The 22,518-nt window shown below is 53.9% G+C and carries 21 protein-coding genes; 8 read left to right on the top strand and 13 right to left on the bottom strand.

Features of this window, described 5'->3' with window-relative positions; all coding sequences use genetic code 11:
- Positions 1 to 147: 147 nt before the first annotated feature.
- Positions 148 to 942: a siderophore-iron reductase FhuF gene (gene fhuF, locus AC6I8L_RS02970; RefSeq protein WP_058959395.1), complete on the top strand. Its 795-nt coding sequence runs from the start codon at positions 148 to 150 to the stop codon at positions 940 to 942.
- Between the two features lie 95 nt (positions 943 to 1,037).
- Complete coding sequence (locus AC6I8L_RS02965) at positions 1,038 to 1,502, top strand: YbaK/EbsC family protein (protein WP_034826269.1); 465 nt, start codon at positions 1,038 to 1,040, stop codon at positions 1,500 to 1,502.
- Here the strand turns inward: AC6I8L_RS02965 and AC6I8L_RS02960 are convergent.
- From AC6I8L_RS02960 to AC6I8L_RS02945, 4 genes are all read right to left on the bottom strand, one after another.
- Positions 1,499 to 2,752, bottom strand: a complete 1,254-nt coding sequence (locus AC6I8L_RS02960) for an MFS transporter (protein WP_182057222.1) — start codon at positions 2,750 to 2,752, stop codon at positions 1,499 to 1,501. The genes AC6I8L_RS02965 and AC6I8L_RS02960 overlap by 4 nt on opposite strands.
- Before the next feature lie 253 nt (positions 2,753 to 3,005).
- On the bottom strand, positions 3,006 to 3,989 hold the full coding sequence (locus tag AC6I8L_RS02955) for a nucleoside hydrolase (protein WP_038649259.1): 984 nt from the start codon (positions 3,987 to 3,989) through the stop codon (positions 3,006 to 3,008).
- Positions 3,990 to 4,001: 12 nt separating this feature from the next.
- Positions 4,002 to 5,024 (bottom strand): LacI family DNA-binding transcriptional regulator, encoded by a 1,023-nt coding sequence (locus AC6I8L_RS02950; RefSeq protein ID WP_058959396.1) that lies wholly within the window; start codon positions 5,022 to 5,024, stop codon positions 4,002 to 4,004.
- Between the two features lie 77 nt (positions 5,025 to 5,101).
- On the bottom strand, positions 5,102 to 6,496 hold the full coding sequence (locus AC6I8L_RS02945) for an MFS transporter (RefSeq protein ID WP_058959397.1): 1,395 nt from the start codon (positions 6,494 to 6,496) through the stop codon (positions 5,102 to 5,104).
- 580 nt (positions 6,497 to 7,076) lie between these two features.
- Here AC6I8L_RS02945 and AC6I8L_RS02940 point away from each other — a divergent pair.
- Positions 7,077 to 7,631 (top strand): histidine phosphatase family protein, encoded by a 555-nt coding sequence (locus AC6I8L_RS02940; protein WP_058959398.1) that lies wholly within the window; start codon positions 7,077 to 7,079, stop codon positions 7,629 to 7,631.
- 70 nt (positions 7,632 to 7,701) lie between these two features.
- Here the strand turns inward: AC6I8L_RS02940 and AC6I8L_RS02935 are convergent, their stop codons facing one another.
- The gene (locus AC6I8L_RS02935) at positions 7,702 to 8,652 is read right to left on the bottom strand and encodes a YncE family protein (RefSeq protein WP_058959399.1); all 951 of its coding nucleotides are present in this window, start codon (positions 8,650 to 8,652) and stop codon (positions 7,702 to 7,704) included.
- Between the two features lie 416 nt (positions 8,653 to 9,068).
- Here AC6I8L_RS02935 and AC6I8L_RS02930 point away from each other — a divergent pair, with 416 nt between their 5' ends.
- Positions 9,069 to 10,082: a glycosyltransferase family 32 protein gene (locus AC6I8L_RS02930; RefSeq protein WP_058959400.1), complete on the top strand. Its 1,014-nt coding sequence runs from the start codon at positions 9,069 to 9,071 to the stop codon at positions 10,080 to 10,082.
- Here the strand turns inward: AC6I8L_RS02930 and AC6I8L_RS02925 are convergent.
- Complete coding sequence (locus AC6I8L_RS02925) at positions 10,056 to 10,979, bottom strand: LysR family transcriptional regulator (RefSeq protein ID WP_058959401.1); 924 nt, start codon at positions 10,977 to 10,979, stop codon at positions 10,056 to 10,058. The two genes, AC6I8L_RS02930 and AC6I8L_RS02925, sit on opposite strands and share 27 nt — an antisense overlap.
- Positions 10,980 to 11,099: 120 nt before the next feature.
- Here AC6I8L_RS02925 and AC6I8L_RS02920 point away from each other — a divergent pair, with 120 nt between their 5' ends.
- The 3 genes from AC6I8L_RS02920 to AC6I8L_RS02910 all read left to right on the top strand — a co-directional run bounded on the left by AC6I8L_RS02920 (position 11,100) and on the right by AC6I8L_RS02910 (position 14,869).
- A complete protein-coding gene (locus tag AC6I8L_RS02920; RefSeq protein ID WP_034826287.1) occupies positions 11,100 to 11,489 on the top strand; it encodes a tautomerase family protein in 390 nt (129 codons plus the stop codon).
- Between the two features lie 212 nt (positions 11,490 to 11,701).
- The gene (gene opgB / locus AC6I8L_RS02915; RefSeq protein WP_058959402.1) at positions 11,702 to 13,999 is read left to right on the top strand and encodes a phosphatidylglycerol--membrane-oligosaccharide glycerophosphotransferase; all 2,298 of its coding nucleotides are present in this window, start codon (positions 11,702 to 11,704) and stop codon (positions 13,997 to 13,999) included.
- Positions 14,000 to 14,182: 183 nt separating this feature from the next.
- Complete coding sequence (locus AC6I8L_RS02910; protein ID WP_058959403.1) at positions 14,183 to 14,869, top strand: coiled-coil domain-containing protein; 687 nt, start codon at positions 14,183 to 14,185, stop codon at positions 14,867 to 14,869.
- A gap of 30 nt (positions 14,870 to 14,899) precedes the next feature.
- On the opposite strand, the gene AC6I8L_RS02905 is transcribed toward AC6I8L_RS02910, so the two are convergent.
- From AC6I8L_RS02905 to AC6I8L_RS02885, 5 genes are all read right to left on the bottom strand, one after another.
- Entirely contained in the window at positions 14,900 to 15,604 is a 705-nt protein-coding gene (locus tag AC6I8L_RS02905) for a GNAT family N-acetyltransferase (protein ID WP_058959404.1), read from the bottom strand.
- A gap of 144 nt (positions 15,605 to 15,748) precedes the next feature.
- Complete coding sequence (locus AC6I8L_RS02900; protein WP_034826295.1) at positions 15,749 to 16,243, bottom strand: RcnB family protein; 495 nt, start codon at positions 16,241 to 16,243, stop codon at positions 15,749 to 15,751.
- A gap of 160 nt (positions 16,244 to 16,403) precedes the next feature.
- Positions 16,404 to 17,582, bottom strand: a complete 1,179-nt coding sequence (locus AC6I8L_RS02895; protein WP_058959405.1) for a serine hydrolase domain-containing protein — start codon at positions 17,580 to 17,582, stop codon at positions 16,404 to 16,406.
- 147 nt (positions 17,583 to 17,729) lie between these two features.
- Complete coding sequence (locus AC6I8L_RS02890) at positions 17,730 to 18,512, bottom strand: MetQ/NlpA family ABC transporter substrate-binding protein (protein WP_058959406.1); 783 nt, start codon at positions 18,510 to 18,512, stop codon at positions 17,730 to 17,732.
- Between the two features lie 18 nt (positions 18,513 to 18,530).
- A complete protein-coding gene (locus AC6I8L_RS02885; RefSeq protein ID WP_058959407.1) occupies positions 18,531 to 19,547 on the bottom strand; it encodes an isopenicillin N synthase family dioxygenase in 1,017 nt (338 codons plus the stop codon).
- A 208-nt stretch (positions 19,548 to 19,755) separates the two neighbouring features.
- On the opposite strand from AC6I8L_RS02885, the gene AC6I8L_RS02880 reads away from it, so the two are divergent.
- Positions 19,756 to 20,433 (top strand): YecA/YgfB family protein, encoded by a 678-nt coding sequence (locus AC6I8L_RS02880; protein ID WP_058959408.1) that lies wholly within the window; start codon positions 19,756 to 19,758, stop codon positions 20,431 to 20,433.
- Positions 20,434 to 20,476: 43 nt separating this feature from the next.
- On the opposite strand, the gene AC6I8L_RS02875 is transcribed toward AC6I8L_RS02880, so the two are convergent.
- Entirely contained in the window at positions 20,477 to 21,526 is a 1,050-nt protein-coding gene (locus AC6I8L_RS02875; RefSeq protein ID WP_058959409.1) for a DUF1176 domain-containing protein, read from the bottom strand.
- Positions 21,527 to 21,610: 84 nt separating this feature from the next.
- On the bottom strand, positions 21,611 to 22,501 hold the full coding sequence (locus AC6I8L_RS02870; protein WP_058959410.1) for a LysR family transcriptional regulator: 891 nt from the start codon (positions 22,499 to 22,501) through the stop codon (positions 21,611 to 21,613).
- Between the last annotated feature and the right edge of the window lie 17 nt (positions 22,502 to 22,518).

Here is a 22,518-nt window from a genome sequence, read left to right as displayed (position 1 = left end):
GGTAGATGAGCGAAGCCATTTATCACGGAGCGGCATCGGATCCTGATAAGTGGCGCCATCCCCCTGCATCGCTTGATGACATCTTGTTCGCATTGACAGTAACGATTATCATTTGTCTCACGATTCCCGTTATCACTCAGGACCGGCATGACCATCATCACGCGTCAGGATCATCGCTTTAGCGACCATCCTCTGATCTTTATGCAGAGCGACCGCAGCTTAGCGAGCGCACTGGAAGATCTGATGCGTGATCAACGAAGCTACATGCTGGATAACGTCAAACTCGGCCAGGCCGCTCCCGCAGGGACCTTGACGCTGGCCGAGTGGTCCACTCCGCTGCACTATCGTCGCCTGACACAGCGCTATAGCGATTATCTCTATCGCAATCACCCTGATGTGCAACAGGAAGCCAAACCGCTGCAGTCACTTTGGGCACAATGGTATTTTGGCTTGCTGTTGGCCCCGCTGATGCTAATGTTGCTGCAGGAGCCGCGGGCATTGAAGTGCGCACCCCATCTGATTCATGTGGAATTTCATGAAAACGGCCATCCCTGTGCTTTCTGGATTGATGTGCAGGAAGATGAAGAGGCGCGTTACCTGAGTGCACAGCAGCGCATTGACCGCCTGATTCAGCAATGCCTGATCCCGGCTGTCAACGGCATGACGCAGCAAGGTGATATCAACGCCAAACTCATCTGGAACAACATGGGTTATTCGTTTTACTGGTTCCTCGGTGAACTGAAAGGCCAGTTATCCGCGCCCGTCATCACTCAGCTGGAACAGGCATTGTTCTTCACCCAGACGCTGCTGGATGGCAGCGACAATCCGCTTTATCGCACCATGATCCCGCGTCATGGCGAGATGGAACGTCGCAGTTGCTGCCAGCGCTATCGCATTCCGGACGTGGAACGCTGTGGTAACTGCACGTTAAAAGTGGTTTAACCTGCGCGCATTCTGTTACAGATTCTCTTTTTATCCCGTTTACACTTTTCCCCCCTTATGGCAGCTTTTAGGCTCTGTTTTTACCGGAGAAAAAAATGAGCCTGGAGTCGGTACGGCACTTCTTTGCCGAACATGCACCGGATATCGACATCATCGAGATGCCGGAAAGCACCGCCACGGTAGAACTGGCCGCACGCGTCCATGGCGTGATGCCGGGGCAAATCGCCAAAACCCTGTCGTTGAAAGTGAAGGATGCCATTGTGCTGATCGTCACGCGCGGTGATGCCCGCCTCGACAACCGCAAGCTGAAAGCCGCACTCGGCGCTAAGGCCCGCATGTTGAGTGTGGATGAGGTGGTGAACTGGACCGGGCATCCGGTGGGCGGCGTCTGCCCCTTTGGACTGGAAAATCCGCTGACCGTTTATTGTGATGTGACCCTGCGCGGTTTTGATGAAGTGCTGCCCGCGGCAGGTTCGATTCACAGCGCAGTGCGCATTTCGCCGCAGCGCATGGCTGAACTGACTGCGGCGAAATGGGTCGACGTCTGCGAGGCGCTTTAACGCTGTTCGCGCGCCACCGCACCCGATATTTCAATACCCCGCGTCTCTCGCCCAAAGGCGACAAACACGCAAATCAGCACCGCCACCGTACCGGCAACGATCGCCATCCCCAGGCCGTAGTTGCCACCGTGCGCCTCGGCAATGCGTGACTGCAAGGTCGCATTGACCGAGGCAATCAAATTACCCAACTGGTAAACAAAGCCCGGCAGCACGGCGCGTGCATTCGCAGGCACCAGTTCGGTAAGATAGGTCGGCACCACGCCCCACGCGCCCTGCACCATAAACTGCATCAGGAACGCGCCGATGCCAATCATCCAGGATCCGCTGGAGAACGCCCACAGCGGCAACACCGGCAGCGCAAGGAAGGAGGCAAGGATAATCGCTTTCTTACGGCCAATGCGTTCTGACAGCGCACCAAAGGTAATCCCGCCCAGCATCGCCGCAATGTTATAGCTGATGGCGATGATGCTCACGGTGTGCGGATCAAACTGATGCTGCACTTTCAGGAAAGTAGGATAGAGATCCTGGGTGCCATGGCTAAAGAAGTTAAAGCACGCCATCAGCAGCACCATGTAGATGCAGATTTTCCAGTGCTGACGAATAATCGGCAGCAGCGCCGTGCTCTCTTTACGCTCGCGTGCAGCCAGCCAGACCGGGGATTCCGGCACTTTAAAATAGATAAACGGCAGCAGCAGAATCGGCAATGCGCCAATCAGGAACATGCCGCGCCAGCCTACCGACTCGAAAAACAGCCCAAAAATGATCGAGGCCAGCAAGTAGCCACAAGGGTAGCCCGCCTGGAAGATGCCGGACATCAGCCCACGCGAGCGATCCGGAATGGTTTCCATTGCCAGTGACGATGCCACGCCCCAGATGCCGCCCATCGCCACGCCGTAAATCACGCGGAAGGCGAGGAAGGCGGTGAAGTTCGGTGACCATGCAGAGAGCAGCTCAAACAGTGAGAACATCACGATATTGAGCATCAGAATCGGGCGGCGGCCATACTTCTCAGCCAGACGGCCAAAAATCAGCGCGCCAATTGGTCGAACCGCCAGCGTGAGCATAATGGCAACAGAAACATCGGAGACGCTGGTGTTGAAATACTGGGCAAGATCGCTGAGTACAAACACCAGGATAAAGAAGTCGAACGCATCCAGCGTCCAGCTGGCGAAACTGGCAAACGCCACGTTTCGCTGGGTCGCAGTCCAGTTGAACATAGGGGTATCCTGTCTGATTAGCTTCCGGTTCATTGACCAGAATTTATTGGAACGTTATCCGGCGAATGATTTCGCTGGTTATTATTGTGTTAACTATTTGTTTATAGCATGTCAGAAAGGGGGGCTGCGGCGGGGAATTGTCAGGGAGTGATTCGCGGTGTAAGGAAGCGTGTCATCGAGTGAAACATGGCACCGCCGTACAGCAGTGCCATCTGAAAAGGCAAATTCCTGGCGGTATGGCAGGAAGACGGGTGCGGCTCAGTATGCCGCACCCATCTATGGGCATTCAGCGCTGCAGTTGATTAAACGCCTTCTCAATCATCTCCAGCAGCAACGGATTGTTGACGTTCTGCATCACGTGCACCAATGCCCCGGTCTGCTCCGGCACGCCAATGTCCAGGCGCAGTGGCGACCGATACCGCCAGCTCTTGCCGCGCGTTGCGCCAGCGCGTAACTCAATATCGACAAAGTAATCCACCCCATCCGCCACGCGCTGATTCAATAGCCAGGCAATCACCAGCGCATCGTGGATCCAGCAGCCTGGCAGATGGCGGGTGCGAATCGAGTAATCAATCCACGGGCGCAACGTTTCACGGACAAATTGCGGTAACGGATGATCGTTGGTCGTCAGACGATTAAGATCCTGATGGGTCATCAATGTTTGCGTCGTGGCGTCCATCGGCACCAGCGTGATGGCTGCACCGCTGTGCAGCACCTGATGCGCCGCTTCGGGATCCAGACCAAAGTTGGTGTCTTTAATGTAATCATCTAAAGCGAACACACCGCCCATAATCACAATTTCTGCCACGGATTCAGCCATCTGTGGATAACGCTGCAACGCCTGCGCCACGTTAGTCAGAGGACCGATCGCCACCAGCGTAAATTCGCCGGGATTATCGCAAATCAGCTGGCCCATTACGCCTGCGGCATCATTGCCATCTGCCGCGAGCAACTGCGGCTTACGCACGCCCCGCCACAGTTCAGCGAGGTTCGCATCCTTGACGCCATCGAGGCGTGCGCGCCAGGGGGCGGGGTCTTCGCGGAGTGCCTGTAACGCGCCCTGCACCACGGGAACATTGAGTCCTAATCGCTGGAGTAAATCTTTGGCAACCTGCGCCCCTAACGCACTCGGCGTGTTGCCCGTGACGGTGGTAATCAGTTCAACCGACAGCGAAGGTGATGCCAACGCCAGTGCCAGCGCCAGGCCGTCATCGGTATTCGCCCCTGCAATTCCATTTCCCGGATCACAATCAATAATCAGTCTTTTCATGATGTTATAGGTTTATTTTTGTTGAGTAAGCAGGCAGCCACAGGACTCACCGATTTCAAGATAGTGAGGGAACTCTGCCAGTTGGGCTTCGCCATCCCCATTTTTCAGCATGGCGATAGCGCTGCGTGCCATTTCCCGCAGCGGTTGACGTACGGTCGTCAATGTCGGGACATGGAACGCGGATTGATCGGTGCCGTTAAAGCACACCAGGGCGACATCCTGCGGCACGCGCAAACCGTGTTCAGAGAGCGCACGGATACAGCCAATCGCCTGGCCCTCATTGCTGGTAAACAGCGCGCGCGGCACCTGTCCGCTGGCAATCATACGTTTTGTAGCGTCATAACCGCCTTGTCGCGAGTAGCTGGCAGGAAAAATCAGGGCTTCATCTGCCTGCAGGCCTTTCTCTGCCATGGCATCGCGCCAGCCCTGAATACGATCCTGGGCATTCAGCATCTCCAGCGGACCGCTGATCATGCCAACCTGCTGATAACCGTGACTGAGCAGATGTTCAGTCACCTGACGCGAGGCCTCGCGCTCATTGACCCGCAACATGCTCACGCCAGGACGGGGGGCAACGCGATCCAGCATCACCAGCGGTGTACCACTGGCCTGAATCACATCAATGTATGGGTGGCGGTCGACACTGGTATAAAACAGGCCATCCACCTGACGATTCAGCAAGCCCTGAATCAGTTCCAGCTCACGCTTGCGATCATCTCCGGCATCCCCTAGCAGCATCACGTGGCCGTGATCCAGCGACTCCTGCAGCAGCATATGCGCCATCGAAGCCACGAAGGGGTTGCTGATATTCGGCACCACCAGGCCAAAGGTTTTGGTGCTGCCGGATGCCAATGCTCGCGCCACCGCATTCGGTCGATAGCCCGTCTGTTTAATAGCTTCCAGCACGCGCAGCCGCGTGGCTTCCGCCACCGGGCGCGGTCCGTTGTTAATCACGTAGCTCACTACTGCCACTGAGGTGCCGGCGGCTTTCGCCACATCGCTACGTGTTACATTTCCGCCTGGGGATTTCGCCAATGCTCTTGCCTCTGCATGAATGCCATTGGCCGGAATAACCGGCCAATGGCACTGTTTCACTTACAGCGTGTTGCGCGTCAGATCGCATCTTCCGGTAGATTCAGATCGCGCCCACGCGTTTCCGGTGCCACAAACGTGGTCAGAAAACCGATGGTCGCCATCGCCGAGAAGTACACGGCAATCGCCCACCAGTGTCCGGTTAACGATAACAGCGCCGCAGCCACCAAAGGTGCTGTCCCTCCAGAAAGGATAGACCCCAGCTCTTTTGCCACCGCCATCTTGGTGTAACGGTGTTTGACACCAAACATTTCCACACCCCACGCGGCCTGCACCCCAAAAATACCGAGCGAGGCCAGCGCCATGCCTACGACCATCACCGGGATCACAATCGCCGGGTCACGGCTGTCCATCAGGCTGAATGCCGGCCAGGCGTAAATCATCAGCAGCAGACAGAAACCACGATAGGTGATACGGCGGCCAAAGCGGTCAGACATCCAACCGGCAAACGGAATAATCAGGAAACCCAGCAGCGAGGCAATAAACACCGCCGTCGTTGGCACCGACTTATCGAGCATTAGCACTTTCGCGACATAACCGACGATAAAGCCCTGCGCCAGATAGGAAGGACCGTTTTCGCCGATACGTAAGCCGACCATCGTCCAGAACGCACGGCTGCGCTGCCAGAAACTGCGGGTATCAACCTCGGAGGCGGCATGCTGCAATGTGGCGCTACGCTCTGCCTGCAGTTGCGCCTGCTGGCGCTCAAACACCGGGGTTTCACGCAGATGGCGACGCAGCCATAACGCGACCACGGCAATCAGCACGCTACTGAGGAACGGAATACGCCATCCCCAATCCAGCAAGGTTTGTTTATCCATCTGAATCACGGCAAGCCACACCAGCGAAGCGATCAGCGTGCCACTATTCGAGCCGAGGGCAATCACGGAAGAGACCAGACCGCGACGCGCAACCGGGGCATATTCGCCCAGCATCACGGTGCCACCAGACAGTTCCGCACCGGCGCCCAACCCTTGGGTAAAGCGCAACAGCACCAGACAAGCGGGTGCCCAGACGCCGATCGTGGCGTAAGAAGGGATGAGACCAATCAAGGTTGTCGATGCGCCCATCAGGATGATGGTGGCGATCATCACGGTCTTGCGACCTTTGCGGTCACCGATCCAGCCAAACAGCAGCGCACCAATTGGACGTGCAATAAACCCGACGGACCAGGTGGCAAAACTGGAAAGCAGCGCCATAGCGGGTGTGGCATTGGGGAAAAACACATCGCCAAAGATGATGCCTGCTGCCAGGCCATAGAGTGCGAAATCCGCATACTCCATTGCCGTGCCGAGCCAGCAAGAGAAGGTGGCGCGCCAGAAATCTTTGCGGCCAGAAGAGGTTTCCAGCCGCATGTCAGCAGCTGAAGAGGTGCTCAGTGAAGTTTGTTGCGAAACGGACTGATGTACCGTCATGACCTTTTCCCTGAAATAGGTGAAAACAGCAAACGCCCTTCCGTGGGACGGTTCCCTTGCAACAAGCGGAACTCCCCGGTGAAGACGTTCAGTAGGCAAACCTGGATGAAAGTCAAAGAACTCCCTGGTGTTGGAATTCACTCATTCGCCTGTTCTCGTCGATGTTTTTTTCATCGATCGCATTAGTAAGGCAAATGTAACCACGTCATCTCAAGGCCAACTTTGTCTCTGGCACCGTGAGTTATCACTGTGGACACAGTCTATCTACGCGCGTAGATAAATCAAGTGATAAAAGTGAAAATAATTAATTTATCTTCACTGTAGCTCGGGATTAGAAAGCAAAAATGGCGTTAATTCATAACATTACAGCTCATTCAAACCAACAGCAGCGCATTAACCTCAATGTAATTAACGAGCGTTGCTTATCATTAGCTGAGTTGTGGCTGATCCTTCATCGCGCTTTTTTTCGCACAAATCAGTTAAGCTTTAATGACAATTGCGAATTAATCTTAAAACCCTTTCGCCAGTGCGGTTCAGCTATAACCTGCATTACACTGGGTAAAAATCACACAGGGCGCCTATGACCATCATCCTCATGCGACACGGTAAACCTGACCATCCGGTCAGCGGGCGCTTTACTGCGCGAGCGCTGGCCGACTGGTGTGAAGGCTATGACCTGGCTGACATTTGCGACTCGCCGCCGCCACGCAGTATGGCCATCGCTCGAATGGCCCGCGTGATCGCCTCCAGCCCGCTACCCCGCGCGCGTTCATCGCTCACGCGTCTCGGCCTGCAACCGCATGAGGTGGATGAGGTTTTCAGTGAAGTGGCCATTCCGCTGCTGCCGTTCGAACGCCTGCACCTGCCGCTGACCGTTTGGCTCGCGCTTTTGCGACTGTTATGGTTATGCGGTTACGCCGGGCATGTGGAATCGTTGACTCATGCCCGAGCACGGGCGCGTCAGGCGGCAGATAAGTTGGTCACGTTATCAAAACAGGGAACGGTGTTACTGGTGGGGCACGGCATCATGAACAAAATGATCGCCCGGGAATTGCGTAAACGCGGCTGGCAGGCGGAAAAACATGCCAGCAGCCGCCACTGGAGCAGCGCGATTTACCACCGCCCGTTTATTTAACCCTGTTACGTCCAATCAAACGTCGCGATCAGGTGCCTGGCGAACGTTGCCACAAGGAGATGCCCCGCCGTCAGTTCAACTGGAAGTAACTCAGCACCTCACAGCCTTTTCCGACGTTCGGGGTCGCTATCACTTTCATTTGCAGCAAATCAATCACGCTTAATGATCCATCGCCTTCATTGGCAATCAACAGCGTTCGATTATCAGCACTAAAACAGCCATCCATCGGTTTGTTGCCGACCGGAACATCCCCCAACGGATTGAGTAAATCATCAAACAGTGTGATGAGCGGCTCCTGATCGCCAATTGCTACCAATCGCTCACCGTTGGCGCTAAAACGTACCACCTGGCAGGGCTGTTGATGGGCCGTGAGTTTAATGCGCTGGCGAATACGATGGCTTTGGCGATCGACCACATACAGTAACGGCGCGTCGGCCGCGCTAGCGACCAGATAAGGATGCTTCGGCGAGGCCGCAATACCGGAGATCGGCCCCGGCAGCAGAATGTTGTCAATAATGCGCCCGTCTGCCTCGCACAGATCTACCACCGTGATGCTAGCGTCTTCTTCGTTCTCTGTGAACAATTTACGCCCGCTGGGTGAGAGCGTCAGACGATGCGCATTGTGCGATGGCAGCTTAATCATTTTCTCCACCCTATCGGTAACGGGATCGATGACTGCCACGGCCGCACTGTTTTCACAGCAGAGGTAGACTTTTCCATCGCGGCCCAATTGGCCACTGTGGGGCGACTGCAACGGAGATAAATCGATAAAACCGCTGATCTGGCGTTTGCGTAGATCGATCACCGCCACTTTGTGACCGGGGTGGGGATTGTCTCCATGAATGCCGTCACCATAGATCGGCACATAGGCTTTCTCTTGCTCAGGCAACATCAGTAGCTCATGCGGACGCGGCGGAAACGCATTCAGCTCCTGTTGCACGGCAAAGGTGTCGGGATCGAGAAACAGAACCCGATTCCCCTGCTTATCGACCGCCAGTAATCCACGGTTGTGTGGCTGCATAGTGCCTCCTTTGTGTTAACCACCTCGTCTAAGCGTAGTTAACCTGCATCAGGAAGGGGCAAATCCCTGCCAGGCCAGCGAAAAATGTAGCCGCTTTAAACCATTTGAATGCGGGTATTTTTTATCTAAGCCGCAGCCAGCGCCAAGGCCAAGTTATTTTATTAGGAATAGTCCTAATGATGATTAATTATAAAATCAGTCGGCCATTCAATTATTTCCGGGAAATTTTACCCTTAACGGATCCTTCATTTTCCGTTTTATCTGAAAGAAAAAAAAAGTCATAGCCTCTAAGGCCAGAATGCTTTATTAAGCTGATGTGAGTACTTTTTACACACAGCCGTGAGGAAACATAAGAGCGCATAAGCTGCCAGCATCAGGGAATCCTTGCCACCATAATCACAATAATCAGGTGCACCATGAATAAAAAACGTCTCCAGCCAGCGCTCGCGCTCTGGCAGAACTGGAAAAGAATCGCTTTTACCAGCCAGACATTACTGCAGAAAAAACAGCATACTGCGCTCTGCGCGCCGGAGTACGATCCTAGCGAAGAGGACAATATCGTGTTGTTTTCTGGCGAAAAGTCGCTGCCAGAAATACCGAAAAAAGTGTGGATGTATTGGGATAATGAATATTTACCGAAATCCATGATGTTAAATATTCAAAAGCTGCGCAAAGATAATCCTGATCACGATATCTATTTGCTCAATCGATTAACGGTAAAAGAAGTTTTACCTGATTTTATTTTCACCTCAACATTATTAAGCGAACAGCAAAAAAGCGAAGTCATTCGTCTGGAACTGCTGTTGCGCTACGGCGGTATTGCCATTGATTGCAGCACGCTGTTATTTGAAGATCTCTCATGGGTACATCGTGCTCATCAAGAGCGCTGCATGGATGTGATTGGTTATTATCGTGAAAACTCCACCGTCAATTATCTGGCGCCAGTGATTGAAAACTGGTTTCTGGCGGCGGCTCCGAATAACCCGTTTATTCGTGAATGGCAGAAGCAATACGCCCCTATCAAACATCTGGGTGAGCAGAATTATTTCAACGAGCTCAACAAGCGCGATGACTTTTCACTCCTGACCCAGAAAATTGATCAACCGCAGCAGCAGTTGGGTTCATTGGCACAACAGGCGGCGATGCGGGAATATCGTCGGGTGAATCTCTATCTGCGCAAATGTGAAGCCAACGCTTACTATTATCAGCGTTTGAGCGGCTGGAAAAGCGAGGCGTTTGCACAGGCCATCCTGTTCAACCAGCGTCCTATGACGCCACCACCGGTGATTAAGCTCAGCGGTAACGAACAGATGCACCTCGACTTCAACCTGCGTTTAGGCAATTACAACCGCAGCAGCCTGCTGGGTGAGATGATGCAGCCGCATGCGGCGATGGCGTTGGCTTCACCCATCAACAAAGCGCGCGCGTAGCCAGTGGATAAAGGTGGTCACCGCCCGTGGCACCTGTGCCGCATACGGGCGCACCACCCACAGCCGATCGGCAAAAGCATCCACGGTTTGCCACTGCGGCAGAACCTGTTGCAACGTGCCTGCTGCCAGCGCCGCTGCGGCGCTGAAATCGGGCAGCATGGCAATGCCCAGCCCTTGCAACGCGGCATCGCGGATTGATTCGCTGTTATTGGTGGCAAAATTACCCTGAATTTTCGCCTGCACGGATTCACTGCCGCCACTCACCGGGCGGAAACGCCATTGTGGGGATTCCAGACCACGCGGGTAGTAGAGGCAGTTATGTTGCTGCAACGATTCTGGCACCTGAGGCACACCGTTTTGCGCCAGATAAGCCGGCGAGGCCACTAACAGCGCGCGCGTCTCACACAGCGGCAACGCCACATGGGTTTCGGGCAATGTCTGGCTGTGGCGGATGGCGAGATCAAATCCTTCACTGCCTAACGACACTAAGCGATCGGTAACATCCAACTGCAGCCGCACCTGCGGATACTCTCGCAAAAAATCACCGATAATCGGCACCAGCTGCTGACGTGCAAACGCCACCGGCGCGCTGACACGCACCAGGCCGCGGACTGGCCCGGCCTCATCGCGCACGCTGAAAAAGCTCTGGGCGATGCGCGCGAAAGGATCGCGCAACTCATCCACCAGCTTCTCGCCTGCCGAGGTTAGACGCACGCTGCGCGTGGTGCGCTGCACCAGCGACACCCCCGCCATCTCTTCCAGCTCTTTAATTTTTTGGCTCATGGCCGCTTTGCTGACATCTAATCGTTCAGCTGCACGAGTAAAACTGCCCAGTTCAGCCAGCACCGTTAGCCAGTGCAAATGCACCCACAGTGCATCAGTTTTGATTTCTTTCATATGGATTGTTCAAAATAATAAATAATCATTTCAACCAGCGCGCTTTTTCTTTCCTGCAGCAAGCGGCAGCATAAAGCCACATCCTACTCTTATCTTGTGAGCAAAAACGAGGGTTTATTTATGCCGTTACTGACTTTTGATGTGATTCAGGGCCGTTCTGAATCAGAAATTCGTACCTTGCTGGACGCTGCGCACCGCGCGGTATTAACCGCGTTTAAAGTACCCGCGCGGGATCGCTATCAGATTGTTCATGAGAATAAACGCTATCAAATGGTGTTTCAGGATACCGGGCTGGGTTTCGAGCGGACCGATAACCTGGTGATGGTGCGCGTGTACACCAGCCCAAGAAGCGAAGAACAGAAAACGCTCTTCATGGCAGAGCTAGCGCGCGAGTTGCAGGAAAATTGTGGCGTGCAGGGCAACGATCTGATGATCAGTTTTATCACTAACAGCAAAGGCGACTGGAGCTTTGCCGACGGCGAAGCGCAGTATCTGACTGGCAAGCTCTGATCCCTCCTCGCCCCTCGCTGGCAGCGACGCGTGCGTTGCTGCCAGGTCAAACCATAGTCAATCTAAACCTGCCTTAAACGGATCGGAACCCGCCGCACAATTCTGTGTGGTTATGTTGCAGCACTGTGACAGCCCATATAAATTGACGCATAACCCCCAAAGAGGGCCGAGGGCGCAGGGATGGCGTCACTAATTTATGTGAGGATCAAACCTTGTCCGAGTTGGTTTCGGTTGTACTCTTTTTAACGGCAATCGCCGTTTACTCCTGTAAAGCCGGGCGAAATAAATTCTGGTTTATCCTGATCTTAGTGTTGCTCACGCTGTTTATCGTGCTCAATGCCACGCTGTTTGCCAGCAACTATTTTACCGGCGATGGCATCACCGATGCGGTGCTGTATACCCTGACCAACAGCCTGACAGGTGCCGGCGTCAGTAAATATGTGGTGCCCGCCATTGGATTAATCATTGGCCTGTTTTTGCTGTTTTGCCTGCTTTCCTGGCTGCTACGCCGCCGTAGACGGCCGCATCATTTAGGCTGGAGTTTACTGGCTATCGCCTGCGCTGCAGGTTCGGTGCAAACCACACCTGCTTTTCGTCAGGTGAAAGATCTTATTGCCTCGCACTCACGTTTGGCCGACTCTGATTTCGATAACTATTATAAGAGGCCCAATAAAACCATTCCCGAACCCAAACTTAACCTGGTGTACATCTACGGGGAGAGCCTTGAACGCACCTATTTTGATCAAGATGCTTTCCCCGGACTCGCGCCGGAACTGAGTCGCGAAAAAGACCAGAGCATCGATTTCAGTGAAACCGAACAGTTGCCAGGCACCGATTACACCATCGCGGGGATGGTGGCTTCGCAATGCGGTATTCCCCTGTTTGCGCCTTTTGATGGCAACGCCTCGGCCTCGCTTTCCAGCTTCTATCCACAGAATATTTGCCTCGGCGATATCCTGAAGAACTCCGGTTATGAAAACTGGTTTATTCAGGGCGCGGATTTACGCTTTGCGGGCAAGGACACCTTCCTGCTGTCACACGGCTTTTCGCCCGCACATATGTATGGTTCAGAAGAGTTAAAGAGCCGGGTTGCCGATCCTGGCTACCGCAACAACTGGGGTTTTTACGATGACACGGTGATGGACGAAGTGTTTGAGAAGTATGAAGAACTTTCACGTCAGCAAAAGCGTTTTGCCTTATTTACCCTGACGGTGGACACCCATCATCCTGACGGCTTTATCTCGCGCAGCTGTCAGCGTAAAAGTTACAGCTACGATGGAAAACCCAATCAATCCTTCAGCGCTGTGGCATGCTCACAAGAGCATGTCGCGCGTTTGATTGCGCGTATCAAAGCGTCGCCATGGTTTAAAAACACCATCATCGTGGTCAGTTCGGATCATCTGGCCATGAATAACACTGCGCATCAGTATCTGATTAAGCAGCCGCGCCGCGATCTGTTTATGGTGATTCGTGGTGACGAGCCACAGGCGGAAGTGCTGGATGGCAAACGCAGCACCCTGGATAACGGTGCCACGGTGCTGGATATTCTGGGTGGTGATAAGGCAATTGGACTCGGCCGCAGCGGCCTCTCTTCAACATCTTTATCGGCTCAGTTTGAAGACATGGCGCAGAAGGTGACGGCATGGAAAGCCGATATCATTCAGCTGTGGAAATTCCCCAGTAAGATGGATGTCTTCACCATCGATCAGCCCAAAAACACCTTCAGCTTCTCGGGATCAACCTTCAAATTGCCGATTCTGTTCCGCGTCGGGCAGGATCGCGTCGAGCCACTGCCAGAAGGTGAATATTCTGCTCCACTGCGCTACCAGCTCGCGGACTTTACCGCCTCGGATAAATTCGTCTGGGTCGATCGCTGCTTCAAGATGGGCCGCTTATGGCAGCCTGATTTGGCCCTCTCTACCGATCTCTGTGTCGCCATGGGCCAGATGGGCGCAAAACCGACGGTAACGCGCATCGATAAACCGCAGTGGAAGGGCAAAGCGCAATTCCCGAAAGTCGAGGTGAGTGCCGCGACTTATCAACTCAACGAGCAGCAGATTCGCGTGGAAGATAATGCGATTCGCTATAACGCCGACCGATTCCTGCTGACGGTGCCAGGCGCACCCGACAGCGTGAAGCATTTCACTGGAATTTCGCGCCCCGAAAGCTGGGGACGTTGGTCAAATGCGAATCTGGCACCTGAAGTGAACATCGAATATGTCGAACCTTTACCGTCTAGCTTTGATGTGCAGATCACCGCGCGCGCTTTTGGACCCAATGCGCATCGACTGATTCCAGTTCGCGTCGGTAATGAAGAGCAGATGCTGAATCTGGGCGATGATTTCTCAACCACCACACTGCACTTCAGCAATCCCAACGGCAGTCACAACCTGATTATTGCGCCACCGGAGCCGCAACTCTCTAACGTTGGCAATATTACCGGGCAGGATCCGCGCAAATTGGGCATTGGTATGGTGGAGATAAAAATTATTCCACATCTGCAAAATTAAGCCATTTCCCCCCCATGCAGGCCTGCCAATGCGCAGGCCTTTTTTTATTAGTTGTTTTCGTTACTTATTGTAAGCATTGATTTTTTTCGAGATGCCGCGCAAAATCCATTTCATCACATTGTGAAACTATCACCTGCTGGATAGGCTTTCATTTTCACGGAAGGACACCAGAGGAATGAAAGGATGATACTGACCATGATTAACACGCATAAAGCCTATAAAGCGTTACAGGATGCAGGCGTCGCCGATAGACAGGCTGAGGTAATGGTGGAGATTTTTGCTGATATGCAGCAGGAAAATGCCTTAACCAAATTTGATTTGTCACAGGCAACAGAAAGCCTGATCCGGGCACAAAGCGCGACAAATAACCGACTCGATGCTCTCGAAGGCCGCTTAGACCAATTTCAAAACGAGGTTAAATTACAATTTCACGGCGTGAATCAGCGGTTTGAAGTGCTCGAAAAAAGTATTGATGAGCGGTTTGAAGTGCTCGAAAAAAGTATAGATGAGCGGTTTGATGTGCTCGAAAAAAGTATTGATGAGCGGTTTGATAAAGTTGATAAAAGATTCGATAAAATCGATGAGAGGTTCGCAAGAATCGATGAAAAGTTTGAGAAGATCGATGAGAAATTCGCAAGAATCGATGAAAAGTTTGAAATAATTGATGAGAAATTCGCAAAAATCGATGAGAAATTCGAAAAAATCGACGAACGGTTCAATCAGCAAGACATTAAAATCAACGCGTTAGACCAACGTATGCAAATTGGTTTTACCGAGTTAAAACAAGACAACATCTGGATCAGACGCGTTCTGCTCACAATCGCCACCGCACTGATTGCCATGACGACAAAATATCTCTTAAACAGCTGAGCCAGGCGGGCAGCCCGGCCCTTCACAGCCTTAACGCAGCGCTTCCAGTTTCATGCGCTGCGTCCCTTCTGCATTGAAATTCTCCGCTGCCAGCCAGCGTTCGAATGCCTGCTTAAGCGGCGGCCATTCGCCATCAATAATCGAGAACCAGCAGGTATCACGACTGCGCCCTTTATAAACAATCGCCTGGCGAAACAGGCCTTCAAACTGGAATCCCAGCCGCAATGCCGCTTTGCGTGAAGGTAGATTACAGCTGTCGCATTTCCATTCGTATCGACGATAGCCCAACTGTTCAATGGCATAACGCATCAGCAGATAGTGCGCTTCTGTTGCCATAGAGGTTTGCTTGAGCAGCGGTGAAAATGCCACATGCCCCACTTCCACCACGCCGTGCGCGGTGTCGATGCGCATCAACGCCAATGTGCCCACCGCACGCTGACTGCGCAGGTCAATCACCGCAAAATGCATCGGATCCTTACCCTGCTCAATCTTGCGCGCATAAGCCAGATACTCCGCCTCACGGGTAAAGGGCTCAGCAAACATATAAGTCCAGTCACCGCCATCAATGGCCAGCGCATAGGCGGCGTAAAGATCGCGACCGTGGCGTTCCGCACTTAAAGGTTCCAGACGGCAGTATTGGCCGTTGAAAGTCTCATAAGAGGGCCAGCTGCGCGGTTGCCAATCTGGCAATGGTGCACCGACTGGTTGTCCGTAGGCATTGATGTGTTGCGTCATGGTTCAGTTCCTTTGTCAGTGAAAGCGTAATGAGCAGCGTGCCACTTTTCCGGCGCATTAAAAAGCACCCGAGAGGATGAATCTGAAGGAGGAGGGATCGGTAGGAAGCGTGGCAGCCTGACGGCCGCCACACAAAGGGAGGGATTAACCCTTGAAGAAGATGTCGCCAGATTTACCCATCACAATCTTGCCGCTGTCGTCGGTGATCAGGATGTAGTTGGCATTGATATAAGCCCAGTGTGTACCAGGCTGCGGTGCTGGCAGGTGGCGTGGCTGCCACTCCACAATGGTGTACTGCTTTTTACGATACTCATCAGGTACCACATCACCGACTTTGTACTCTTTGTAGTCGATAATGATGGTATTCAGGTCGTAATTATTTTGCCCGGCAGGGGCATCTTGCATCCCGTTCTGCGATGGGCGAATCGGTGCCACATCGCCGCTGGATTCCGCGGGTTCATTGCTGGCCGGGGCATCCACTGCCGGAGCCTGAGTTTGTGCGTCGGGTGCGGTCTGCTGCACCTGAGGTGGCGGTGGTACGTTATCCGTTTGCTCGCCTTCAGCCAGTGCGGCTGGAGTCAGGCTCAAAGCGCCCAGAAAAATTCCTGCAGAAAGAAGGGTGACGTGTGTCCTGCGCATTGGTGATTTCCACTCTGGTTAATTATTAACTGTCCAATTTACTGACAAGTGCAGCACGCAGAAGGTTCCCCCGGCGCGCTTTGCGCGTCAAATTTCGCTGCACAGCATACCTCAGCAAAAGCGACTTTTGGCGCAGTAAAATTGCAAGCAACCATGTTCGTTACTCTGCCTGATTCTTCTGTGCCAGGTCCATCAACAGAGCAATGCCCAGATAGTTGCTCCAGTTAAAGGCATTTTGCAGCACCACAATCGCATTGCCATTTTGTTTATCAAAACCGATAAAGCTGGAGTAGCCGCCAATATAGCCCACCTGATAGGTGATTTTTTGCTGACCGTAGGTGTCCGTGACCCAGGCAATATTTTGAGACTGGTTGCCATGCTGCTCATAGCCTTGATTAACCTGAGCAAAAGCGGCGTTGATGGGTGCGCTGGCGTCATTGTGCAGATGCGCATCCAGATAGCGGATTAAATCACGTGCGTTGCTATACAAACTGGCGGCGGCCACCATGTTATTGCTGAATGCCCAATCCGGCGTCAACTCACCACGCGGAATCAGCTTTGGCTGGTCGCCCGCATGGCCCAGCGCACGCATCGGATAGCCACGCAGGCTTTGTGGTTTGAAGCTGCTGCTGGTCATGCCCAGGGGTTGGAACAGATTGTGTTGCGCCAGGCTTTCGATGCCCTGATGCAGACGATGCTTCAGAATATAGCCGAGCAGCGCATAGCCCAGATTGGAATACTGCGCCGCGGGTTTTGCTGGTGCGTCAAAATCAGCCAGATAGCTCAGCACTGCATCGCTATCGAGGTTGCCGTAAAAATTCTCACCGCTGCGCAGATACGCCATGAATTTCATAAACATCGGCAAATCCATATCCTGACGCGGCAGGCCAGAGGTGTGCGTGACCAGTTGCAGCAGCGTGATGCGTTTTGCATCCTCACTGAGCGGCACTTCCGGCGGCAGCAGCGTAGCAAGCGTATCGTTCCAGCGCAGCTCGCCGCGATCTACCAGCTCAATGATCACCTCCGCCGTTATGCCTTTGCTGAGCGAACCAAGCGCAAACAGCGTATCCGGCGTGATCGGATAACGGTGCACCGCATCGGTCACGCCAAAACTGTAAAACTTTGCAGGCTGACGCTGATGGATAATCGCAATGCTGATGCCCGACACCTGCTTCTGCTGCATGTAGTGCCGCACGATGTCATCGACGTTTTCATTGAAAGTCGCATGGGAGAGATAGACTTTATCGCCGACCGGCGCAGAAGTTTGTGACAGCGTGCCACAGGCGCTCAATAGCAAACTGAAGCACAACAGCAGCGATCGCGGAATGATGCAGCGCATCACCGATTATTCCTGGTGAAAGTTTTCATAGCAATTGATTTATAAGATATTTTTTATTTTTAGCAAAACGTGCGATGGGTGTTTGTGGCGAAATATAACACAGAAGAGGTGAATCGCCACCTGCCAGAAACAGGTGGCGAGGGGGGATTATGGGTTAACCGGAATCACCGAACCTTGATAGTGCTGGTTGATAAATTCAGCAGTTTGCTTTGACTCCAGATCTTTGGCTAATTCGAGAATCCGCGGATCATGGGCCAGTTTTGGCGTCGTCACCAGCACGTTCGCATACGGATTATCTTTTGCCTGCTCCAGCGCTAGCGCATCTTTCGATGGCACTAACCCCGCCTGCAACGCGTAGTTACCGTTAATGATCGCCAGTTGCGCATCATCCAGTGCACGCGGCAGCTGTGGCGCTTCGATTTCAATGATCTTGAGATGATGCGGATTGTCACTGATGTCTGCCGTCGTCACCAGCGAACTGGCGTTGCTGCCCTTGAGCTTAATCAGACCGCTATCCTGTAGCAGATACAGCGCACGGCTGAGATTGGTGACATTATTGGGCACCGCGACCTGCGCGCCATCAGGCAGATCTTTCAGGGATTTAACTTTATGCGAGTAAATACCCAACGGCTCAATATGCACCGTCGCCACCACTGCAAACTTCTCCCCCAACGCTTTTTCTTGATCGCGCAAATAAGGCACATGTTGGAAGTAGTTTGCATCCACATCGCCGCGCGCTAACAGTTCATTGGCGTTGAGATTGCCGTTGAGCTCAATCACCTTCAGATCGAGCTTTTTATCGGTTTGTTTGATGTGGTTGAGGATTTCACTGTGTGGCACCGGATCGGCCGCCACACGCAAAGCCGCTGCCGAAGCATAAGTGCTGAATACCGAGAGCAGTGCCAGGGTTGCTATCACCTTTTTAGTCATGTGCTTTCCTTACTTTTATTATGATTGAACGGTGTTCTGGGCGTCGGCGTAGTAACGCGCTGCCACGTCACGATGCGATCGCAAACGCCCTTTGAGATAGTTCCAGCCCACTTCACGCAGCAAGGGATTGGTGGGATCGCTGGTCGGCCCGTGCGCTTCTGCCGCCAGCTGCGGCGGTAATTGATAAATCGGCACTTCGGCATCCAGCTGTGCACCGAGGAAAAAGGCGATGGAAACACGCTCTTTGCGTGCAGGTGGCGATACCACACGGTGAACCGTGGCTCGCAGATAACCATTGGTCGCAATCTCCAGCAATTCGCCGATATTCACCACAAATGCGCCCGGTTTCGGCAATGCATCCACCCAGTGACCCGGCGTCACTTCAACCTGTAAGCCGGGCTGCTCATCCTGTAGCAGAAACGTCAGGAAGCCTGAATCTTTGTGCGCGCCGACGCCCTGCTGGCTGGCATCACTGGCCTGGCCGGGATAACGAATCAGTTTCACATGCTCGTTGGGATGCGTGCCGTACAGTGCATCAAATGCATCTGGCGGCAGCGACAACGATTTGGCAAACGCACGCAACAGGCGCAGTGCAATCCCGGTCATCGCCTGCTGCCAGGCGTGGATCACTGGCCTGAGTTGCGGCAGCGCCTCTGGCCATAGATTTGGCCCCTGCAGACGCTTCCAGGCGGGATCGCCCGCTTGTAACACTAACGCCACACGTTCCGCGCCAATATCAAACTGCTCGCGCTGGTCGCGTTGCTCACGGGTATATTCCACGCCAGCCCGGTTGTAGCCGCGGAAATGCGGTGAGTGGATCATCGAGACACGCTGCTTCTCCTCATCCGGCAGGGCAAAAAACGCCTGGGTGATGCTTTGCACGTTCTGCAGCAACTGTGGATTGATGCCATGATTAATCAGGTAGAAAAAACCGACATCGCGCGCCGTGGTGCGCAGTTCGGCGAGATAAGGCGACTGGTCAGCATCCGGGAGTTCCAGCAATGCCAAATCCAGCACCGGCAATGTTTCTGCCATACAATTTGGTCCTTAACGCAGTAAAGTTCTGCGTTTACGCTGCCATTGGCGTTCCATTCCAGCCAATACTGTTGCGCAATATGTTATGGCGAATGATTTTTAGGAAAGCTTCAGCAATCGATATGCAAAAAGCGGTAAATCCGTGCCGCTTCCCGCTATAATCGCGCCGTCAAAACTTTGCCTACCCGCACCGCACAGGAGATGCCGTATGAACCAAGGCCCGTTAACCGAGAAAGAACTGAACTGGCTGGAAGATATGCTGGAGAAATACGGCAATGAACAGTCGGTGGTGGATACTTCCGAGCTGGATGGCATGCTGACGGCTCTGCTCTCCGGCCCGAACGATATCGAACCGAGCGAGTGGCTGGTGGCGATGTGGGGTGACAAGAAGCACATTCCAAAATGGTCCAACGAGCGTGAAATGGATCGCTTTATGGCGCTGATTTTCCAGCACTTTAACGACATTGCCGAACGTCTGGCGGAGTTCCCGGATCAGTTTGACCCGCTGTTTGGCATGCAGGAGATGGAAGGTCAGGAGTTCACCGTAGTGGAAGACTGGTGTTATGGCTATCTGCGCGGCGTAGCGTTAGATCAAGATTGGGATCAACTGCCAGAGAGCCTGCACCCGGCGATGGCCGCCATCACGCTGCACGGCAGTGAAGCGCAATTGGCAAAGCGTGAAGCGTTCTCGCCAGAGGAGTTTGAGGCCAGCATTGACGCCATTCGCCCGGCGGCGCTGGAGTTGCATGAATACTGGCAGGAACAGCGCATGGCACAGCCCGATCCGGAACCCCAACTGCCACACTTCGCGGGCGAGAAAACCGGTCGTAACGATCCCTGCCCGTGCGGCAGCGGCAAAAAGTACAAGCAGTGTTGCGGTAAATAACGCGAAATAATGAGAGGGGCGCGCCAGAGCACGCCCCGTAAACTCAGGATGCGGGCTTCACATCAGTAACGAGCGTCGGCAATCGCCATGCACCGCCAGCGCGAATCGCACGGCACATGCCGGTGGTGGCATCACTACTCTGGACGAAATCTTTGCCATCCCATACCCAGGCCGCTGTGCTCCAGCAGTCGCCAATACCGCGTCCTTTCTGTGCCTCAGAAATCACACCCTGGCTGTAATCGGAACCGGAATCGGTGATCAGCTGCGGTTTACCCTGTAATGCACGATCCATCAGCCAGTAGCCATAGCCTTCGTTGTAGGCGCCGCGCCAGCACAGCGCGGCAATCAGCACATGCGCGTCATCCACTGGCGTTAATGTGAGTGGCTCAGCGCCTTCTTCGGGTTGATCATCCGTAGGGTCCAGATTATCGCAGCTGTCGTCATCGGTCAGTGAAGCAATCAGCTTCGGCTTGAGCAACGCCAGCTCATCCGCACTCAACGGACGCGGCGCGGCTTTTTCGACCTTGACCTGCTGGATCACCGGCATCGCCACTGCTGCGGGAACACTGTTTTCAGGCTTATTGCCTTTGCGCACCAGTGCGCCTGGCGTACTCAGACGGCCCTGCGCATCGTCCATCTTCAGCAGCGTGGCAAAGGCACCATTGCTGGAAAGCTCGAACGGCTCCTCGCCGCCGCGAAACTCCACTTTGCCACTGCCTTTGATAGCATTAATCAGCGCCAGCGTTTGCGCATCGGTTAGCGTCCACTCATCGTTCTCCGCTTTGGTGACATCGCCCTGGGCGTGATCATCAATCCACAGCGCCAGAACATCCACTTGCCTGGAGTCATCATCGCCAGTATCGGCCAGCACCACACGGCCGTGGGTCGGTGCATTGGGCCCGCCCTCACGCGTAAGCAGGACTGAACCACCCGCGCCCTCTTCAGCGCTGTAACCCGCAGCGCGGCAGGTTAAGGTATTGTCGCAGGCGAGTTCCCAGTCTTTATGGCTGAAGGAGACGCCATCTTCATCTGCCAGCAATGGCACGCTCAAACTGGTGAGCAGCGCGAACGCCAGCAGCAATCGGGTTTTCATGCCATCACTCCATAACGGTAAAGGTGGCTAGTGTGATGATTTTTAGTGCGCGGGAGAAGTGAATTTTTTGCGCTGATATCCGATCTACAGCGATGCCACAATTTGCTGGCGAAGCCACTGTTGGGCAGGATCGCGGTGGAGCCGTTGATGCCACAACATTAAAATATCAAAGCCGGGAATCTCCAGTGGTGGAGTGAAGACGTGAAGATGTGCGGCACTGCGCACCAGCCGCTCGGGTAGCACAGCGACCAAATCACTGTTCGCCAGCACTTCCAGCATAAACAGGAAATGCGGAACCGACAGCACGACACGACGCGAGCGTCCCACTTTTGCCAGCGCGGTATCAGTTGCGGCATTGAACCCGCCACCATCAGGCGAGATCAGCACAAATTCCAGCTGACAGAACTGATCGAGCGTCGGTGCCAGTTGTAACTTTGGATGGTCTCGCCGACTCGCCAGCACGTAGCGCTCACTGAACAACTTGCGTTGATGCAGGTTCGCTGGCGCATTGTCACCGGTGTGAAACACCACATCCAGCGCCCCTTTCTCCAGTTGGTGAGCGACCTGCGGTGGGTGAAGCGCAAAGACCGCCATCCGACTTTGTGGCGCGGCTTCGCGAATGTTATTGAGCGCGGGCAGCACTAAGGCTGTGGACATGTAATCGGTGGCAGCTATTCGCCAGGTGTCTTCAGCATTGGTCGGGTTAAAGGCCTCCAGCGGAGCCACGGCACGCGTTAATCCCTCCAATGCCTTTCGTAGCGGTTCACGCAGACCTTCAGCGCGCGCAGTGGGCAACATACCGCGCGGCCCCGGCAACAGCAGAGGATCATCGAATACCGTGCGCAACCTCGCCAGCTGCGCACTCACCGAGGGTTGCGATAAATTCAGCCGCTGCGCCGCTCGCGTTACGTTCAACTCCTGCAGCAGAACATCCAGTGTCTGCAGCAGATTCAAATTCAGCGCATTGATATTCACTGTGACTATACCTGCGA

The organism is Type-E symbiont of Plautia stali (assembly GCF_059731115.1).
Note: the sequence above shows the minus strand (reverse complement) of the source record. Positions and strands in the feature narration are given on the sequence as shown.

What these genes read in the sequence shown, in the direction of transcription:
- fhuF (WP_058959395.1), top strand. Translation starts at nt 148, where the DNA reads ATGACCATCATCACGCGTCAGGATCATCGCTTTAGCGACCATCCTCTG.
- AC6I8L_RS02965 (WP_034826269.1), top strand. Translation starts at nt 1,038, where the DNA reads ATGAGCCTGGAGTCGGTACGGCACTTCTTTGCCGAACATGCACCGGAT.
- AC6I8L_RS02960 (WP_182057222.1), bottom strand. Translation starts at nt 2,752, where the DNA reads ATGAACCGGAAGCTAATCAGACAGGATACCCCTATGTTCAACTGGACT.
- AC6I8L_RS02955 (WP_038649259.1), bottom strand. Translation starts at nt 3,989, where the DNA reads ATGAAAAGACTGATTATTGATTGTGATCCGGGAAATGGAATTGCAGGG.
- AC6I8L_RS02945 (WP_058959397.1), bottom strand. Translation starts at nt 6,496, where the DNA reads ATGACGGTACATCAGTCCGTTTCGCAACAAACTTCACTGAGCACCTCT.
- AC6I8L_RS02940 (WP_058959398.1), top strand. Translation starts at nt 7,077, where the DNA reads ATGACCATCATCCTCATGCGACACGGTAAACCTGACCATCCGGTCAGC.
- AC6I8L_RS02935 (WP_058959399.1), bottom strand. Translation starts at nt 8,652, where the DNA reads ATGCAGCCACACAACCGTGGATTACTGGCGGTCGATAAGCAGGGGAAT.
- AC6I8L_RS02930 (WP_058959400.1), top strand. Translation starts at nt 9,069, where the DNA reads ATGAATAAAAAACGTCTCCAGCCAGCGCTCGCGCTCTGGCAGAACTGG.
- AC6I8L_RS02925 (WP_058959401.1), bottom strand. Translation starts at nt 10,979, where the DNA reads ATGAAAGAAATCAAAACTGATGCACTGTGGGTGCATTTGCACTGGCTA.
- AC6I8L_RS02920 (WP_034826287.1), top strand. Translation starts at nt 11,100, where the DNA reads ATGCCGTTACTGACTTTTGATGTGATTCAGGGCCGTTCTGAATCAGAA.
- AC6I8L_RS02910 (WP_058959403.1), top strand. Translation starts at nt 14,183, where the DNA reads ATGATACTGACCATGATTAACACGCATAAAGCCTATAAAGCGTTACAG.
- AC6I8L_RS02905 (WP_058959404.1), bottom strand. Translation starts at nt 15,604, where the DNA reads ATGACGCAACACATCAATGCCTACGGACAACCAGTCGGTGCACCATTG.
- AC6I8L_RS02900 (WP_034826295.1), bottom strand. Translation starts at nt 16,243, where the DNA reads ATGCGCAGGACACACGTCACCCTTCTTTCTGCAGGAATTTTTCTGGGC.
- AC6I8L_RS02895 (WP_058959405.1), bottom strand. Translation starts at nt 17,582, where the DNA reads ATGCGCTGCATCATTCCGCGATCGCTGCTGTTGTGCTTCAGTTTGCTA.
- AC6I8L_RS02890 (WP_058959406.1), bottom strand. Translation starts at nt 18,512, where the DNA reads ATGACTAAAAAGGTGATAGCAACCCTGGCACTGCTCTCGGTATTCAGC.
- AC6I8L_RS02885 (WP_058959407.1), bottom strand. Translation starts at nt 19,547, where the DNA reads ATGGCAGAAACATTGCCGGTGCTGGATTTGGCATTGCTGGAACTCCCG.
- AC6I8L_RS02880 (WP_058959408.1), top strand. Translation starts at nt 19,756, where the DNA reads ATGAACCAAGGCCCGTTAACCGAGAAAGAACTGAACTGGCTGGAAGAT.
- AC6I8L_RS02875 (WP_058959409.1), bottom strand. Translation starts at nt 21,526, where the DNA reads ATGAAAACCCGATTGCTGCTGGCGTTCGCGCTGCTCACCAGTTTGAGC.